The sequence below is a fragment of the Actinoplanes sp. NPDC051343 genome, from assembly GCF_044455125.1.
In the GTDB taxonomy this organism is placed as follows: Bacteria; Actinomycetota; Actinomycetes; order Mycobacteriales; family Micromonosporaceae; genus Actinoplanes.
Genome location: NZ_JBITEL010000014.1, coordinates 63,460 through 77,708 on the forward strand (window position 1 = coordinate 63,460; position 14,249 = coordinate 77,708).

Here is a 14,249-nt window from a genome sequence, read left to right on the forward strand (position 1 = left end):
TCCTAAAAGCTGGGGTGGCTTTGGGCGTCGCGGACGGTGACCCATTGCCAGACGGTGAACTCGTCGAGGTTGGTCAGGGCGCCGAAGCGGCTGCTGCCGCCCGAGTCGCCGAGGCCACCGAACGGGGCCGGTGTCTCGTCGTTGACGGTCTGGTCGTTGATGTGGATCATCCCGGCGCGCAGCCGGTCGCCGATGGCCCGTGCGTGCTCGACCGAGCCGGAGTGCACGCCGGCGACCAGACCGTACGGTGTGCCGTTGGCGAGCCGGACGGCCTCATCGTCGTCGCGGACGGTGGTGATGACGGCGACCGGCCCGAAGATCTCCTCGGTGAACGCCGGCATGTCCGGGGTGACCTCGGCCAGCACGGTCGGGCGCAGGTACAGCCCGTCCGCGGTCCCGCCGGTGACGATCCGGGCGCCGGCGTCGACGCTGCGCCCGACGATGTCGGTGATGTGATCCAGCTGGGACTGGTTGATGATCGGGCCCAGGTCGACGTCGCCGCGCGGGTCACCGACGGTCAGCCCGTCGGCGATCTTGGCGATCGCGTTGGCGTACGTGGCCCCGATCGATTCGGCGACCAGGTGCCGGCCGATGGCCATGCACACCTGCCCCTGATGCGCGAAACTGCCGTACGCCCCCGCGGCCGCGGCCGCCTCCACGTCGGCATCGTCGAGCACCACGAAGGCGTTGTTTCCGCCGAGCTCGGAGACCATTTTCTTGAAGTGCCTGCCGGCCGCCTCGGACAGGGTCCGGCCCACCGGAGTGGAACCGGTGAACGAGATCATGTCGATGTTCGGATCCTCGGCGACCGCATTGCCGAGTTCGCTTCCCTTACCGGGCAGCATGTGCAGCACCCCGGGTGGCAGCCCGGCCTCCTGGAAAAGCCGGGCGATGACCACGCCGCAGCAGATCGCGGTCTCGCTGGCCGGCTTGAGGATCACGGCGTTGCCGGTGGCCAAGGCGGGCGCGACCGAACGCAGCGCCAGGATGAGCGGGAAGTTCCACGGGGCGATGACCGCCACCACGCCGTACGGGATGCGCCGCGCCATGCTGATCCGGCCCGGCTGAGTGGTGGGCAGCAGCGTGCCCCACGGCTGGCTGGGCAGGGCTGTTGCTTCCTGGAGTTCGGTCAGGGCGAGGTCGAAGTCCAGTTTCGCAGCGGGGGACGCCTTGCCGGCTTCCCGGGTCAGCCAGGTGGTGATTTCGTCGCGGTGCTTCTCGAACAGCGCCGCCGCGCTGCGCAGCACGGCGACCCGATCCTGGAATGCCGTCGCGGCCCAGCGGCGTCCGGCGTCGGCGGCCCGTTCCGCGCAGCCGGACAGGACCTCGGCGGTCGCGGTGCCGATTTCGCCCAGGACGTTCCCGGTGGCCGGTTCGGTGGCCTGCGTGGTCGTGCCGGTCGACGTCCATTCCCCGGTGAAGATCCTGCCGCGCCAGATGTCCTCGTCGTCGAGCAGTCCCATGGCGGTTCCTCCTCAGGCCCTCGGGTGTGAGTCAGTCCTCAGGCGGCCGGGTTGAGGGCGACTTTGAGCCAGCCCGGTTGACGTTGGTCGAACTCGCGGTAGGCGGCCATCACATCGGTCATCGGCTCCTGCTCGGTGAGCAGCAGGGCCGGGTCGACACCGCCCTCGGCGACCAGGCGGAGCAGGTCGGGCATGTAATGGCGGTGGTTGCAGTTGCCGGCCTGCACGGTCAGGTTCTTGTTCATCACGACCCCGATCGGATAGGTGCTGATCGTCTGCGGGTAGACGCCGATGATCCCAATCGAGCCCGCCTTGGCCACCACCTCGGCGGCCCACCGTGACACCTGGCTCGGCGCGTCACCCGGCACCCATTGATTACCGGCGGGATTGCCTTCGGGCGCGGCCTGCTGCTGCTCGGAGTCGAATTGCTGGGCCTGCTCGGCCGGCACCCCGGTCAGAGGACGCTCGGCGTCCACTCCGACCGCGTCGATGACCCGGTCGGCGCCGATGCCCCCGGTGAGGTCCTGGATGGCGGCGACGGGTTCCTCGGTGTCGAAGTTGACGATTTCGGCGTGCTGTGCCTGGGCGAGTGCGAGCCGGTCGTCGTTGTGATCGACGGCGATGACTCGGCCGGCGCCCTGCAGATAGGCCGATAGGATCGCCAGTTGTCCGACGGGCCCGGCGCCGAAGACGGCGACGCTGTCACCGTTGCGAATCTGGGCCAGCTTGGCGCCGAACCAGGCGGTGGGGAAGATGTCGGACACCATGATCGCCTGGGCGTCGGATACACCGGGCGGGATCGGGACGAGGCTGGTGTTCGCGTACGGGATGCGGGCGTATTCGGCCTGCAGGCCGTCGAAGCCGCCGGCGGCCTCCGGGCCGCCGAAGAAGGCGGTGCCGGCGAGCTTGCCGCCGGGGTTGGCGTTGTCGCATTGTGCCTGGTAGCCGGCGCGGCAGTAGGAGCAATATCCGCAGGAGATGGTGGAGGGGATCACCACCCGGTCGCCGGGTGAGAAGTTGCGCACCGCGGTGCCGGTTTCGACAACCTCACCGACGCCCTCGTGCCCGATAATGGTGCCTTCCCGCATGCCGGGCATGGTGCCGCGGATGAGATGCAGGTCGGTGCCGCACATCGCACTGGTGGTGATCTTCACGATCGCGTCGGTAGGTGCCTGAATCTTCGGTTCGGGCACATCCTCGAGCCGGATGTCACCGACCGCGTGCCACACCACTGCCTTCATGAGTCAACTCCTCGCTCGATGGACTCGCGACCGTCCGATGTGTCGGTTCCGGTCGGGTAGGGGCCACCGCCGGCCGATCCGACGCGCTGCTTGCGGTGCTCGGCCGCCGCTGCCGGGTCGGCCGCGTCCGTACGGGTGCTGCGCTGCGTCTCGCCGGAGGGTGTGCCCGCGATCGCGGAGTCTCCGGCCGGCGCTTCATGTCGTGTCATCGTTGCCGCCTACCCGCGCACCGGGCGGATACGCCGAAAGGCCGGGACTTTCCGCGCGCTACTCGGTGGCTGCGTCGATGTCGGCTCGGCCGCTCTCACCGATCCAGACCGACTTGAGGTTGCAGAATTCGCGGATCCCGGCGGCGGACAGCTCCCGTCCGTAGCCGGAGTTCTTGACGCCGCCGAACGGGAGCTGCGGATAGGAGGTGACCATCCCGTTGATGAAGACCGCGCCGGCGTCGAGCTCGTTGACGAGCCGCCGTTGCTCCTGCGGGTCGTCGGTCCAGGCGTTCGCACCGAGCCCGTAGGACGTGGCGTTGGCCAGCTCGATCGCCTCGTCCATCGAATCGGCACGGTAGACGGCGGCGACCGGGCCGAAGACCTCCTCGGTGAACATGCGCATGTCGCGGGTGACATCGGTGATCACGGTCGGCGGGTACCACCAGCCGTCGCCCTCGGGAGCTTTTCCGCCGCAGCGTACGGTGGCGCCTTTGCCGACCGCATCGGCGACCTGCGCCTCGACGTCCTCGCGGCCTTGCCGGGTGGCCAGCGGTCCGACGTCGGTGGTGTCCATCATCGGGTCGCCCACGGTGAGCGCCGACATGTGCGTCACGAAGGTGTCGACGAATTGGTCGTAGACGTCGGTGTGCACGATGAAGCGTTTCGCGGCGATGCAGGACTGGCCGTTGTTCTGACACCGGGAGGTGGTGGCGACCTGTGCCGCGCGGTCGAGGTCGGCGGTGGGCAGGACGAGGAACGGGTCGCTGCCGCCCAGCTCCAGCACGGTCTTCTTCAGCTCGCGGCCCGCGATCGCGGCGATCGACCGGCCGGCGTTCTCGCTGCCGGTCAGCGTCGCGGCGCGGACCCGTGGGTCGGACAGGATCGTCTCGACCGCGTCGGAGCCGACCAGCAGGGCCTGGAACGCCCCCGGAGGGAAGCCGGCTCGCGTGAACAGCTCGCCCAGGTAGAGGGCGGTCTGCGGAACGTTCGAGGCGTGCTTGAGCAGGCCGGTGTTGCCGGCCATCAGGGCGGGTGCGGCGAACCGCATCGCCTGCCACAGTGGGAAGTTCCACGGCATCACCGCCAGGACCGGTCCGAGCGGCTGATACCGGGCGTACGCCTGGGCGGCGCCGACGGAGGACGGTTCGACCGGTTCGTCGGCGAGGAACTGTTCGGCGTGTCCGGCGTAGAAGCGGCACCCGTTCGCACACTTGGTGACCTCGGCCTTGGCGGCCGCGAAGGTCTTGCCCATCTCCTGGGTCATCAGGGCGCCCACCTCGTCCTGCTCGGCGTCGAGCAGGTCGGCCGCGGCTCGCATCCAGGTGGCGCGCTGTTCGAACGAGGTGTCGCGCAGCGCGCGGAAACCCGCCACGGACCGGCCGATCGCCTCGTCGATCTGCTGGTCGGTCAGCGGTTCGAACGTCTTGAGCACCTCGCCCGTGACGGGGTTCGTCGTCGCGATCGGCATCGTCGCCTCCTTCTGGCGGCCGCCGCGGTGCGCGGCGACCACTCGGTTGGTGAGCTGCTTCGGAACGGCGTCGCGGGCTAGCGCGAGCGCGAGCGCATAGATAGACCGAGCCGCCTATGCCCTGTAGCGCCCGGCACGCCGGCAGCACCGGAGCGGCCTACCCGGCGGTGACCGCGGCAAACGGTGAGCGTCGCACATGATGGCTCACCTTCCGCTGCAGGCGGGCGTCGACCAGGCTGTCGCCGGCGTCGTGGCGGGCGGCCCTGCCCGCATCGTTTGAGCCGGCCCCTGAGCGGGCACGCCTTGGGCATCGACGTTGGAGAGGAGCTCGCCATGCCGGCGAAGGATGACATGCCGAGCACGTTGAAGCGGTCGCCGAAGAAGGCGCAGGAGACGTACGTCAAGACCCGCGATCACGCGGTCGAGGAGTACGGCGACGGCGAGCGGGCGCACCGGACGGCGTTCGCGTCGCTGAAGCATTCGTTCGAGAAGTCCGGGGATCACTGGGAGCCCAAGGACAAGAAGGGTCCGAGTGACGCCAAAGCGGCCGGTGGCCGGGGCACGAAGGCGAAGACCGCCGGTGGGGTCGATGCGAACGCGAGCAAGAAGCACCTGATGGATCAGGCGAAGAAGCTCGAGATCAGCGGCCGCAGCCGGATGACCAAGGACCAGCTGGTCGACGCGATCCAGAAAGCCAACGCCAGGAGCACCCGCAAAGCCCGCGGTAAGTAGCAGCGGGTTCTTCCTTGCCGTCGCCGATGTTGTCGACGATCGGCGACAGGCCCGCGGACGCCCAAAGCAGGAGGGGATCTTCCAGAAGTCGGAGATTGCGGTCGCCCGTCGCGGTCAGCGCCGTGGAGGTCAAAGCGGCTGATCGCCGATCGGCCGGAGCTGCGTGATGCGGGTGCCCATGGTGCGTACGATGCGCCAGCCACCGGAGACGGTGCCCAGCGCGATGGCCGTCTCAGCGAGCAGCACGACCTACAGCGGAATGGGCAGGGTGTCACCGGAGGCGCCGGCGCCAGCGCCAGGGCGATGAGGCCGATCAGCACGGCCGTCGTCACGTCCATCCTGGACCGTTACTCACACCGGGACGCGGTAACCGTCTTGCCGATTCACACGAGGACACCGTTCCGGGTTCCGGCCGCCCGGGTGGTGCGTCAGACCCGGTCGGCTAACGCCCGGATGGGCGCCGACCAGGCGCCGGGATAGCGCCAGCAGAACGAGTGCCTGCCCGGAACCTCCACGTATTCGCCGACGGCGGCCAGGCCGGCGAGCCGTCGGCCCCACTCCGGCGTGCTGAGCCGGTCCTCGCGGCCCCGGATCACCAGGACCGGCACGGTGAGCGCCGCAACCGGCTGCTCGAGGTCATGCCTCAGGTGTGCGCCCAGCACGTGGAAAACCCGGCGGAACCCGACCGCCTGACGCTCGGGTCCAGCGCCTGTGGATACCCTGCCTCGACGAGAAGATACCGACCCACGGAGTTTGTCCCGGTCGGGTGCGGGTAGCCCGCGCACATGATCGGTGCGAGGCTGCCGCGGCGTGAAGACGCCCGCCTGGTTCGTGGGGCGGGCTGCTACGTGGGTGACCTGAGGATCCAGGACTGCGTGGAAGCGGTGTTCGTCCGCAGCGACGTGGCCCACGGTGTCCTGCGCGAGGTGGAACTCGGCCCTGCGCGGGCCGTGCCCGGTGTGGTGGCGGCCTGGTCGCACGCCGATCTGCCGTTCCTTCCCGAGGCGCCGCCCATGATGGATCCCGAGTCCGTACGCGGCCGACCGTGGCCCGCGCTCGCCACGGATCGGGTCCGCTACACCGGGGAATCGGTGGCGATCGTTCTCGCCCGTGACCGGTACGCGGCCGAGGACGGCCGCGACGCCGCCCGGGTGGACCTCGAAGCGCTGCCCGTGTTGCTCGACCCCACCGAGGCGGCGGGCAGCGACGTGCAGCTGTTCCCCGGCATGGGCAACGTGACGCAGGAGAAGGAGTTCGGTGAGCCGATCGACCCCGACGTCTGGGAAAACGCCGCCGTGGTCGTGGAAGGCAACTACCGGCAGCAGTTGCTCGCCCATACGTACATGGAGACCAGGGCCGTTCTCGTCCGGCCGGAACCCGGTGGAGGCTTGACGGTGTGGGTCTCGCACCAGGCTCCGCACCGGCTGCGCCGGGACCTGGCCGGGGCGTTCGGGTTACGGCCGGAGCAGATCCGGGTGGTCGTACCGGATGTGGGCGGCGCGTTCGGCGGCAAGAGCGAAACCTGGCCGGAGTACCTGGCCGTGACGGCCGCGGCCCGCCGGCTGAACCGCCCGGTGCGCTGGCTGGAGGACCGGGCGGAGTCGCTGACCGGGCCGCCGCACGGGCGCGGTCAGAACCAGCGGGTCCGGATGGCGGCCGGGGCCGACGGGCGGATCCTCGCGTACGAACTGCATGTCGATGCCGACGTGGGTGGCTACCCGCACACCGGCTCGTTCGTGCCCATGGCGACCTCGATGATGGCGACCGGCGCGTACGCGATCCCGCAGGTGCACGTGCGCAGCCGTGCGGTGGTCACCAACACCGCGCCGACGTGCCCGTACCGTGGTGCCGGGCGACCGGAGGCGGCGTCGGCGATCGAGCGGACCGTCGACCTGCTCGCGCACCGGCTGGGCCTCGACCCGGCAGAGATTCGCCGGCGCAACTTCATCCGGCCGGACGCTTTTCCGTACGACACACCGACCGGTTTCACATACGACAGCGGTAACTACTCCGCAGCGCTGGACGTGGCCCTGCGGGAGCTGGACTACCAGGGGTGGCGAACCGAGCAGGTGCGCCGCCGGGAGGCCGGTGAGGCCCCGATCGGCATCGGGCTGTGCACCTACGTGGAACGCTCCGGCGCGGGCGAGGAATTCGGTGCGGTCGAAGCGTGTGCCGACGGTACGTTCGTCGCGCTCTCCGGGTGCTGTTCGACCGGTCAGGGTCACGAGACATCCTTTCCGCAGGTCGTCGCCGCGGTGCTGGACGTGGAACCGGATCGGGTGCGCCTGGTGGAGCGGGACACGGCGGTCGTACCTCAGGGCATCGGCTCGTTCGCGAGCCGCTCCATGCAGACCGGGGGCGCGGCGCTCCACCGGGCTGCGGGCAAGCTGGTCGACAGCGCCCGCAAGCGGATGGCCGAGATCTGCGCGGTCCCCGTCGACGCCGTCCGCTATGAGAGCGGCACGGTCAGCGTGGACAGCCGGTCGATGACCCTGGCCGAGCTGGCCGCCTCGGAACAGCTGCGGGCGGACGAGACGTACGCGCCGCCGGAGAGTTTCCCGTTCGGCGCGTACGCCGCGGTGGTCGAGATCGAGCCGGAACTGGGCGAGTTGACGGTGCTGAAACTCGTCGCGGTCGACGACTACGGCGTGGTGGTGAACCCGCTGATCGTGGACGGGCAGAGCTACGGGTCCATGGTGCAGGGCATCGGCCAGGCACTGTACGAGGACATGCGCTACGACCCGGACGGCCGTCCCGCCACCCGCAGTCTGCTCGACTATCTGATTCCCACTCTGTCCGAGCTGCCGCCGCTCAGTTTCGCCGAGACCTGTACCCCCAACCCCAATACGCCGTTGGGGGCGAAGGGAGCGGGGGAGGCCGGTTGCATCGGCGCACCACCGGCTCTGGTCAACGCCGCCGCCGACGCGGTGAGCCGGGAGCGCCGCGACGCGCTGCAGATGCCGCTCACGCCGTACACCTGCTGGAGTGCCGCCCGATGAAACCCGCACCGTTCGACTATGTCGCCGCGCGCAGCACGGAGGAGGTGCTCGCCGCGCTCGCCGACGGCGACACGCAGGTGCTCGCCGGTGGGCAGAGTCTGGTCCTGGAGATGAACTATCGCGCTGCCCGCCCGCGGCGGCTCGTCGACATCAACCGGGTACCGGAATTCGACCGGCTGGACGCCACCGGGCCGGCGCTGCGGGTGGGGCCGTTGGTGCGGCACCGGGCGTTCGGCTCCGACGTCGTGCCGGGGCCGCTCGGTGACCTGCTGCGTCGGGTGGTGCACCACATCGCCCATCCGCCGATTCGTGCCCGGGGCACCATGCTCGGCAGCATGGCGTACGCGCACCCGGCCGCCGAGTGGCCCACTGTGGTCACCGCGCTGGGCGGCGAGTTGCATCTCGCCGGGCCCGAGGGCGAGCGCACCGTGGCGGCGGAGGATTTCTTCACCGGCCCGTTCACCACCGCGCGTCGCCCGGACGAACTGCTCGCCGAGGTACGCCTGCCCCACTTGCCCCGCAGCACCGCGGTGGGCTTCGCCGAGCATCGCCGTACCCATGCCAGCTTCGCCCAGCTCGCCGCGGTCGCCGCGGTGACCGTGACCGACGGCCGGGTCGTTTCGGCACGGATCGGCCTGGCGAACGCCGCTGACCGGGCGACCCGGGCCCACGCCGCGGAAGCCGTGTTGTCCGGGCAGCCCCTTGACGACGCCCATGTCGCGGCGGCTGCCGAGGCGGCCGCCCGGCAGGACGCCGATCCGCAGCCGCAGCCCTACGCCGACCTCGAATATCAGCGGCACGCCATCGGCGTGCTCGTGCGCCGGGCACTGCGGCAAGCCCGAGACGGAGGATGACGCCATGCGCACGACCCTGACGGTGAACGGGCAACGGTACGACCTGGAGGTGGAGGCGCGCCGCACGCTCGCCGACGCGCTGCGCGAGGACTGCGGTCTCACCGGTACACACCTCGGCTGCGAGCACGGCGTCTGCGGTGCATGCACGGTGCTGGTGAACGGCGACGCGGTGCGCTCGTGCCTGATGTTCGCCGTCCAGTGCGACGGAGCCGCGATCCGTACGGTCGAAGGTCTCGGCGGCGACCATCCGTTGCAGACGGCCTTCTCGGCTGAGCACGCGCTGCAGTGCGGCTTCTGCACGCCGGGCTTCCTGATGCTCGCGGCCGGAGCGCTGGAGGACGATCCCACGTTGAGCGACGATCCGGAGCGCCTGCGCGAGCTGCTGACCTCCAACCTGTGCCGATGCACCGGTTACGAGGCCATCCGGCGCGCCGTCGTCCGCGCCGCGACGGCCTGATCGGAGTTTCTGAGCGCTCCACGATGCGCGCCAAGCCGTTCAAAGAGCTTCGATGCGGGTACCCGGCGCGCATGAAGACCCGAGTACGCGCGCTGGGCCATCCCGTACACCCTATGGTGATCGTCTTCCCGCTTGCCCTGCTCCTGACCGCCACCGTCTTCGACCTCATCGCCCTCGGGCGTGACGACGGGGCGTTCGACGAGGCCGGCTACTGGAACATCGCGGCCGGCATCATCGGCGCCGTCGTGGCGGCCCTGACCGGGCTGCTGGACTGGACCGCCATCCCGGCCGGCACCCGCGCCAAACGGATCGGACTGCTCCACGCCGCGGCGAACACCGTCGTGCTCCTGCTGTTCGTGATCAGCTGGCTGACCCGCATCGACAACACAAACCATGCGGCGAGCGCCGGCTCGCTGGTCGTCCAGGTCCTCGCGGTCCTGATCAGCGGCGTGGCGGCGTGGTTCGGCGGAGAGCTGGTCGACCGGCTCGGCGTCGGTGTCGACGACGACGCCCACCCCGACGCGTCCAGCTCTCTGGCGCGGCGACAAGGACGTGCCGGTCGTCTCTGAGCCCGGGGCGACCCGGCCTGGAGGAGTGCCTGTTCCACCCAGTCGAACGGCGGTTGCGGAGCGCCGCCGAGGTCGTCGGGGCACTGCTCGACACGGTCGCCGACGATCTGCAGACGCAGGGCGAATGGGACGAGGTGGCCGGACTGCTGGCAGCCTCGCCGGCCGGGGGCTCGTCGGCCGGCCGGCAACGAATCCTCGCCCACGCCCACGCCCACGGCGACCTGGCCAAGGTAACGCGCCGGCACCAGCGCTAGTGGCTGACCGGCGGTCAGCCACTAGCGGTAGTGTGGCTGACCGCGGTCAGGATTTGTCGTCGGCTGTCTTGCCGTGCGGACCGTACGGCGACATCTGGGCCTCCGGGACGGGGCGGCCGGCAGAATTTTCGTGGCTTCCGCCGGGTGCGTCGGTCGGGTTCGCGTCCTGGGTGCGCTGTTTCGTCGTGGGCGACTCTTCGCTACGCCGGATCTCTGGCTGCTGAGGGTTGGTCATCGAGCTCTCCTTTCCGGCGCCTGCATACCCTTTTCTGGCCCGCATACGGGTTTCGTCTCAAACTGGGCAGCGGGGCTCAGCGCCGGTCTTCGCCGAGCGCGGCGCTCGGCACCACGGCGGCCGCGACGTTTACAGTTTTTCTGCCAGCACGGCGTTCGCCGTGGTGCTCAGCGAGGTGCCAGCTTCCGCACCTCGCGAGCACAGCTTGGCGTACGCGTCGACGCGCCGGCTTCTGGCCGTTTGTGAGGGGAATGGGTTCGCGCAGGTCCGTGATCGGGCGACATGGCCGGTGAGTCCCGCCTCGGCCGGGAAGCCGGTCGCCGGAGGGGTCGGTCAGGCGCACAGAGGGGAGCGCCGGAGTCGGCCGGCGCCCCCGACCGCTGGTTACGCGTTGTAGGTGTCGTGCAGGGGGAACTGCATTACGTGTGCCTGCCGGCCCAGGGGCGTCAGGTCGAGGTAGCTGTAGGTGTTGACGAGCGGGTCGATGCCACGCTCGTAGGTGGAGTACGTGTGATAGACGTCGTCGCCGTCACGTACAAAGACGCTCAGTCCCTGCCACTCGCCGCTGGTGTACCACGGGGTGCCCTTCGCGATGAGGGTGTCTTTGTCCTTGTAGTTGTACTCGACCGGCGTGACCGACTCGTCAGTGGTGACGTGGAAGTCGTAATTGAAGTCGTTGCCGAACGACGAGTACCACGGAATGGTCCACCCCATTCGCGTCCGGAACGGCGTGAGCTTCGCGATCGGCGCCCGCGAGACGAGCGCGATAGTGGTGTTCTGGGCATGCAGGTGCTCGGGGTGGCTGATGTTGTCCACCAGCAACGAGCAGCTGTTGTGGCCCTCGTCCTCGTCCGGGCCGAACATGAAGTGGTAGATGATCAGCTGCTCGCGGCCCTCGAACAGGTCGACGAGGCGGGCCTTTCCGTCCGGGCCCTCGAAGGTGTAGTCCTTGTCGACCTTCACCATCGGCAGTTCACGCCGCCGGGCGCTCACCGCGTCCTGGGCGAGCATAATATCTTTCTCGGCTTTCAGCAGTTCCTTCCGGGCGGTGAGCCATTCGCCTCGGGATACGACCTGTGGCAGTGTCACGGCATTCCTCCTGGTGGTTTCTTCTTGCTGTAAAGACTTCGTGGCCGGCCCTTTTTCATCGCTTCCCGACGCGATCAGGCCACGGCCGCGAACATGGCGGCCATGCCGATGCTCATCAGGGCGTGGCCTGCCTCGGCCGCTTGACGACGGCTTTGCCGCCTTCCCGCGGTGTCCGAGTTACGGGCGGCCCGGATGGCGGTGAGAACCATGGCCACGCGGCGAAGACGAAGTACGCCGTGAGGCCGAGCGTGGCGATCACGTGGTCCCGGTCGGGCGTAGCGGACGCCGCCAGGTGGTGATGCATCGTCATCATGTCGCTCCGGTCCCCGGCTCCCATGGTGTGGAGGTTGGCCATCGCGGCGATCGACCAGGTGAGGGCGCCGGCCATGGCAGCATGGTGAAAATCGCGCCACCGCGGGCCGTCCGGGTGCGTACCGTCGTGGCGCCCATGCACCGCTTGGATGTAGAACCAGGCGGCGGCCAGGGTGAAGATGGCCTCGAAGGGCCAGGTCGGCAATGTCGATCCCCACCGCCAGGACATCAGGATCATGGTGGCGCAACTCGCGGCGTGGATGCCGCTCCCCGCTCGCCCGGACTACCTACGGCAACGGTTTCAAGCCGTTACCGGTCAGCAGATAGGCGGATTCCGAATGATCAGGCGAGGTGCTCAGCAGCGCGACGGCCTGCCCCACCTGTACGGGGGTCAGCACGGGTCGTAGCGCCTCGACGAAATCGGCTACGTCGATGCCTTGCTGCTCCGCGTACGCCCGGACCCCGAGCTCGCCGAGCGCCGTCTCCGGCGTCAGCTGCGGAAGCACGGCTACGAAACGAACACCGAGCCCGGCGTCCCGTGACTCCTGCCCGGCATATGCGGTGATGAAGCGGACCGCCGCCTTGGCTCCGGCATACCCGCCACTGAGTGGTGAGCCGCGCAACGCGGCCCCGCTCGACATGGTGATGACCGTGCTGCCGGCCGGGAGGCCGATGCGCAACGCCGCCTGGGACCAGTGGAAAGCCTGCCGGGTGTCGACCTCCCAGTTGCGGCTGAAGCTCTCCCATGTCTGCCGGCTCAGCGGACCCATCGGCGGTGCCGCACCGGCGTTGAGCACTGTCGTGCGGGGTCGATACCGCTCGAGAAGCTCCGTCGCCACGGCCTCGTCGGACGCATCCGCCTCGACCGGGACGAAGCCGGCACCGAGCTCGGACCTGACCTCTTCCAGCTCGGAGCCGGTCCGGGCGACGCCGACGACGGTCGCACCCGTCGCCCGGAGGGCCCCCGCGATGGCGCGGCCGAACCCGCGTCCGGCCCCCGTTACGATCGCGGTGGTTCCGGTCAGATCAATCGGTGAAGTAGTCACGCTGATAGAGACTTGACTCCGGCCGAGAATTAATCGGCCCCGTGTTGCCTGGCGGCGGCGACTTACGCACGATCCTGACTGGTCTCGACAGGTGTGTGCCGGACGTACCTGCCATCTCGACGCGCCCCTTCTGCGGGAGCGCAGTCGCTATCTCCGCGTGGAGCAGCCGCAACGGTATGCGGACGCCGCGGACGCAAGGCGTCAAGTCAGTTCAGCTGCGGTCCCGGAGCCGGGGCAACCGCACGGCACGGCGATGAATCTCAGCCGTCGGCCAAGTCTTCATCAGTAGAAGAGTGCACTTCTCGAGGAAAGCGGCGTGCGTCATGCAGCTTGCGCAGGAGGACCCGTTCGTGCGCCTGACCGACCCGTTCCGGCGGGAATTGCTGGCGCATTGCTACCGGATGACCGGTTCGTTGCAGGACGCCGAAGACCTGGTCCAGGAAACCTACATACGGGCCTGGCGCTCGTACGACAGGTTCGAAGGTCGCTCGTCCATGCGCCTGTGGCTCTACCGGATCGCGACCAACGTCTGCCTGACCGCGCTGGAACACCACAGCCGCCGCCTGCTGCCCTCGGGACTCGGCCCACCCAGCGATGACCCGGACCACCCGCTGTCGGCGCTGGAGAAGGACACCTGGATCCAGCCGTTACCGGGCCCACCGATGGACACCGCCGACCCGGCTACGATCGTCGCCGCTCGCGACAGCGTCCGCCTGGCCCTCATCGCCGCCCTGCAACACCTGCCGGCCAAGCAGCGAGTCGCCCTGATCCTGCGGGATGTCCTGGCCTGGCGGGCGAACGAGGTCGCCGATCTGCTCGGCACGACCGGCGCCGCGGTCAACAGCCTGCTGCAACGGGCACGAACTCAGCTGCGGCGCGTCGCCCCCGCCGAGGACCACCCGGCCGAACTGTTTGAGCCTGGCCTGCGCGCCCTGCTCGACCAATACATCACAGCCTTCCAGAACGCCGACATCAACGCGCTCATGGAAGTTCTGCGCGACGATGTCGCACTGGAGATGCCACCGAACATCCAGTGGTTCACCGGCCGGGCAACCGTCGGGCAGTTCCTGCGCAACAACGTGCTCGCCCGGCCAGACATGGCCCGCATGTTCCCCACCACGGCCAACGGCCAACCGGCGGTCGCCGCCTACTGGCGGGGGAACGACGACTCCTACCGGGCGCACGCGCTGCAAGTACTCACCATCACCCACACCGGAATTTCGCGAATCGTCTCCTTCAACGACCCCGAGCTCTTCCCCAATTTCGGACTTGCGAGGGTCCTGACGGCAGAGCAGCCGAGGTGACGCCATGACGATGCTCC

15 protein-coding genes and 1 pseudogene are annotated in these 14,249 nt (G+C 69.3%); 7 read left to right on the plus strand and 9 right to left on the minus strand.

Translation table 11 applies throughout. From position 1 onward, the window contains the following. Positions 1-2: 2 nt before the first annotated feature. The 4 genes from ACIA5C_RS37255 to ACIA5C_RS37270 are packed head-to-tail and all read right to left on the minus strand — an operon-like array spanning position 3 to position 4,381. Positions 3-1,463 carry an aldehyde dehydrogenase family protein gene (locus ACIA5C_RS37255; RefSeq protein WP_396063629.1) on the minus strand — a complete coding sequence of 487 codons (1,461 nt, stop codon included), beginning with the start codon at positions 1,461-1,463 and terminating at the stop codon, positions 3-5. 38 nt (positions 1,464-1,501) lie between these two features. Further along, complete coding sequence (locus ACIA5C_RS37260) at positions 1,502-2,704, minus strand: zinc-dependent alcohol dehydrogenase (protein WP_396063631.1); 1,203 nt, start codon at positions 2,702-2,704, stop codon at positions 1,502-1,504. Beyond that, positions 2,701-2,913, minus strand: a complete 213-nt coding sequence (locus ACIA5C_RS37265; protein WP_396063633.1) for a hypothetical protein — start codon at positions 2,911-2,913, stop codon at positions 2,701-2,703. Before ACIA5C_RS37265 ends, ACIA5C_RS37260 begins: the two co-directional genes overlap by 4 nt. Positions 2,914-2,971: 58 nt before the next feature. Beyond that, a complete protein-coding gene (locus ACIA5C_RS37270) occupies positions 2,972-4,381 on the minus strand; it encodes an NADP-dependent succinic semialdehyde dehydrogenase (RefSeq protein ID WP_396063635.1) in 1,410 nt (469 codons plus the stop codon). Positions 4,382-4,714: 333 nt separating this feature from the next. Here ACIA5C_RS37270 and ACIA5C_RS37275 point away from each other — a divergent pair, with 333 nt between their 5' ends. Next, positions 4,715-5,113 (plus strand): ChaB family protein, encoded by a 399-nt coding sequence (locus ACIA5C_RS37275; RefSeq protein ID WP_396063637.1) that lies wholly within the window; start codon positions 4,715-4,717, stop codon positions 5,111-5,113. Between the two features lie 428 nt (positions 5,114-5,541). On the opposite strand, the gene ACIA5C_RS37280 is transcribed toward ACIA5C_RS37275, so the two are convergent. Beyond that, positions 5,542-5,775, minus strand: coding sequence for an alpha/beta fold hydrolase (locus ACIA5C_RS37280; RefSeq protein ID WP_396063639.1), 234 nt, complete (start codon positions 5,773-5,775; stop codon positions 5,542-5,544). Positions 5,776-5,898: 123 nt separating this feature from the next. On the opposite strand from ACIA5C_RS37280, the gene ACIA5C_RS37285 reads away from it, so the two are divergent. The 5 genes from ACIA5C_RS37285 to ACIA5C_RS37305 all read left to right on the plus strand — a co-directional run bounded on the left by ACIA5C_RS37285 (position 5,899) and on the right by ACIA5C_RS37305 (position 10,246). Then, positions 5,899-8,112, plus strand: a complete 2,214-nt coding sequence (locus tag ACIA5C_RS37285; RefSeq protein WP_396063641.1) for a xanthine dehydrogenase family protein molybdopterin-binding subunit — start codon at positions 5,899-5,901, stop codon at positions 8,110-8,112. Continuing rightward, positions 8,109-8,966 (plus strand): FAD binding domain-containing protein, encoded by an 858-nt coding sequence (locus tag ACIA5C_RS37290; protein ID WP_396063643.1) that lies wholly within the window; start codon positions 8,109-8,111, stop codon positions 8,964-8,966. Before ACIA5C_RS37285 ends, ACIA5C_RS37290 begins: the two co-directional genes overlap by 4 nt. A 4-nt stretch (positions 8,967-8,970) precedes the next feature. Next, positions 8,971-9,423 carry a (2Fe-2S)-binding protein gene (locus ACIA5C_RS37295; protein ID WP_396063645.1) on the plus strand — a complete coding sequence of 151 codons (453 nt, stop codon included), beginning with the start codon at positions 8,971-8,973 and terminating at the stop codon, positions 9,421-9,423. 71 nt (positions 9,424-9,494) lie between these two features. Then, complete coding sequence (locus tag ACIA5C_RS37300; protein ID WP_396063647.1) at positions 9,495-9,992, plus strand: DUF2231 domain-containing protein; 498 nt, start codon at positions 9,495-9,497, stop codon at positions 9,990-9,992. A 53-nt stretch (positions 9,993-10,045) separates the two neighbouring features. Continuing rightward, on the plus strand, positions 10,046-10,246 hold the full coding sequence (locus tag ACIA5C_RS37305) for a hypothetical protein (protein WP_396063649.1): 201 nt from the start codon (positions 10,046-10,048) through the stop codon (positions 10,244-10,246). Between the two features lie 46 nt (positions 10,247-10,292). Here the strand turns inward: ACIA5C_RS37305 and ACIA5C_RS37310 are convergent, their stop codons facing one another. The 4 genes and pseudogenes from ACIA5C_RS37310 to ACIA5C_RS37325 form a co-directional block, all read right to left on the minus strand. After that, positions 10,293-10,481, minus strand: coding sequence for a hypothetical protein (locus tag ACIA5C_RS37310; protein ID WP_396063651.1), 189 nt, complete (start codon positions 10,479-10,481; stop codon positions 10,293-10,295). Positions 10,482-10,865: 384 nt separating this feature from the next. Further along, positions 10,866-11,570, minus strand: coding sequence for a DUF899 domain-containing protein (locus ACIA5C_RS37315; RefSeq protein WP_396063653.1), 705 nt, complete (start codon positions 11,568-11,570; stop codon positions 10,866-10,868). A gap of 115 nt (positions 11,571-11,685) precedes the next feature. Next, a pseudogene (locus tag ACIA5C_RS37320) lies at positions 11,686-12,147 on the minus strand (DUF5134 domain-containing protein); the annotation flags it as partial. 22 nt (positions 12,148-12,169) lie between these two features. Next, positions 12,170-12,928, minus strand: a complete 759-nt coding sequence (locus ACIA5C_RS37325; protein ID WP_396063655.1) for an SDR family oxidoreductase — start codon at positions 12,926-12,928, stop codon at positions 12,170-12,172. A 293-nt stretch (positions 12,929-13,221) separates the two neighbouring features. On the opposite strand from ACIA5C_RS37325, the gene ACIA5C_RS37330 reads away from it, so the two are divergent. Next, complete coding sequence (locus ACIA5C_RS37330) at positions 13,222-14,232, plus strand: sigma-70 family RNA polymerase sigma factor (RefSeq protein WP_396063657.1); 1,011 nt, start codon at positions 13,222-13,224, stop codon at positions 14,230-14,232. The last annotated feature ends 17 nt before the right edge of the window (positions 14,233-14,249 follow it).

What these genes read in the sequence shown, in the direction of transcription:
- ACIA5C_RS37255 (WP_396063629.1), bottom strand. Translation starts at nt 1,463, where the DNA reads ATGGGACTGCTCGACGACGAGGACATCTGGCGCGGCAGGATCTTCACC.
- ACIA5C_RS37260 (WP_396063631.1), bottom strand. Translation starts at nt 2,704, where the DNA reads ATGAAGGCAGTGGTGTGGCACGCGGTCGGTGACATCCGGCTCGAGGAT.
- ACIA5C_RS37265 (WP_396063633.1), bottom strand. Translation starts at nt 2,913, where the DNA reads ATGACACGACATGAAGCGCCGGCCGGAGACTCCGCGATCGCGGGCACA.
- ACIA5C_RS37270 (WP_396063635.1), bottom strand. Translation starts at nt 4,381, where the DNA reads ATGCCGATCGCGACGACGAACCCCGTCACGGGCGAGGTGCTCAAGACG.
- ACIA5C_RS37275 (WP_396063637.1), top strand. Translation starts at nt 4,715, where the DNA reads ATGCCGGCGAAGGATGACATGCCGAGCACGTTGAAGCGGTCGCCGAAG.
- ACIA5C_RS37285 (WP_396063641.1), top strand. Translation starts at nt 5,899, where the DNA reads ATGATCGGTGCGAGGCTGCCGCGGCGTGAAGACGCCCGCCTGGTTCGT.
- ACIA5C_RS37290 (WP_396063643.1), top strand. Translation starts at nt 8,109, where the DNA reads ATGAAACCCGCACCGTTCGACTATGTCGCCGCGCGCAGCACGGAGGAG.
- ACIA5C_RS37295 (WP_396063645.1), top strand. Translation starts at nt 8,971, where the DNA reads ATGCGCACGACCCTGACGGTGAACGGGCAACGGTACGACCTGGAGGTG.
- ACIA5C_RS37300 (WP_396063647.1), top strand. Translation starts at nt 9,495, where the DNA reads ATGAAGACCCGAGTACGCGCGCTGGGCCATCCCGTACACCCTATGGTG.
- ACIA5C_RS37310 (WP_396063651.1), bottom strand. Translation starts at nt 10,481, where the DNA reads ATGACCAACCCTCAGCAGCCAGAGATCCGGCGTAGCGAAGAGTCGCCC.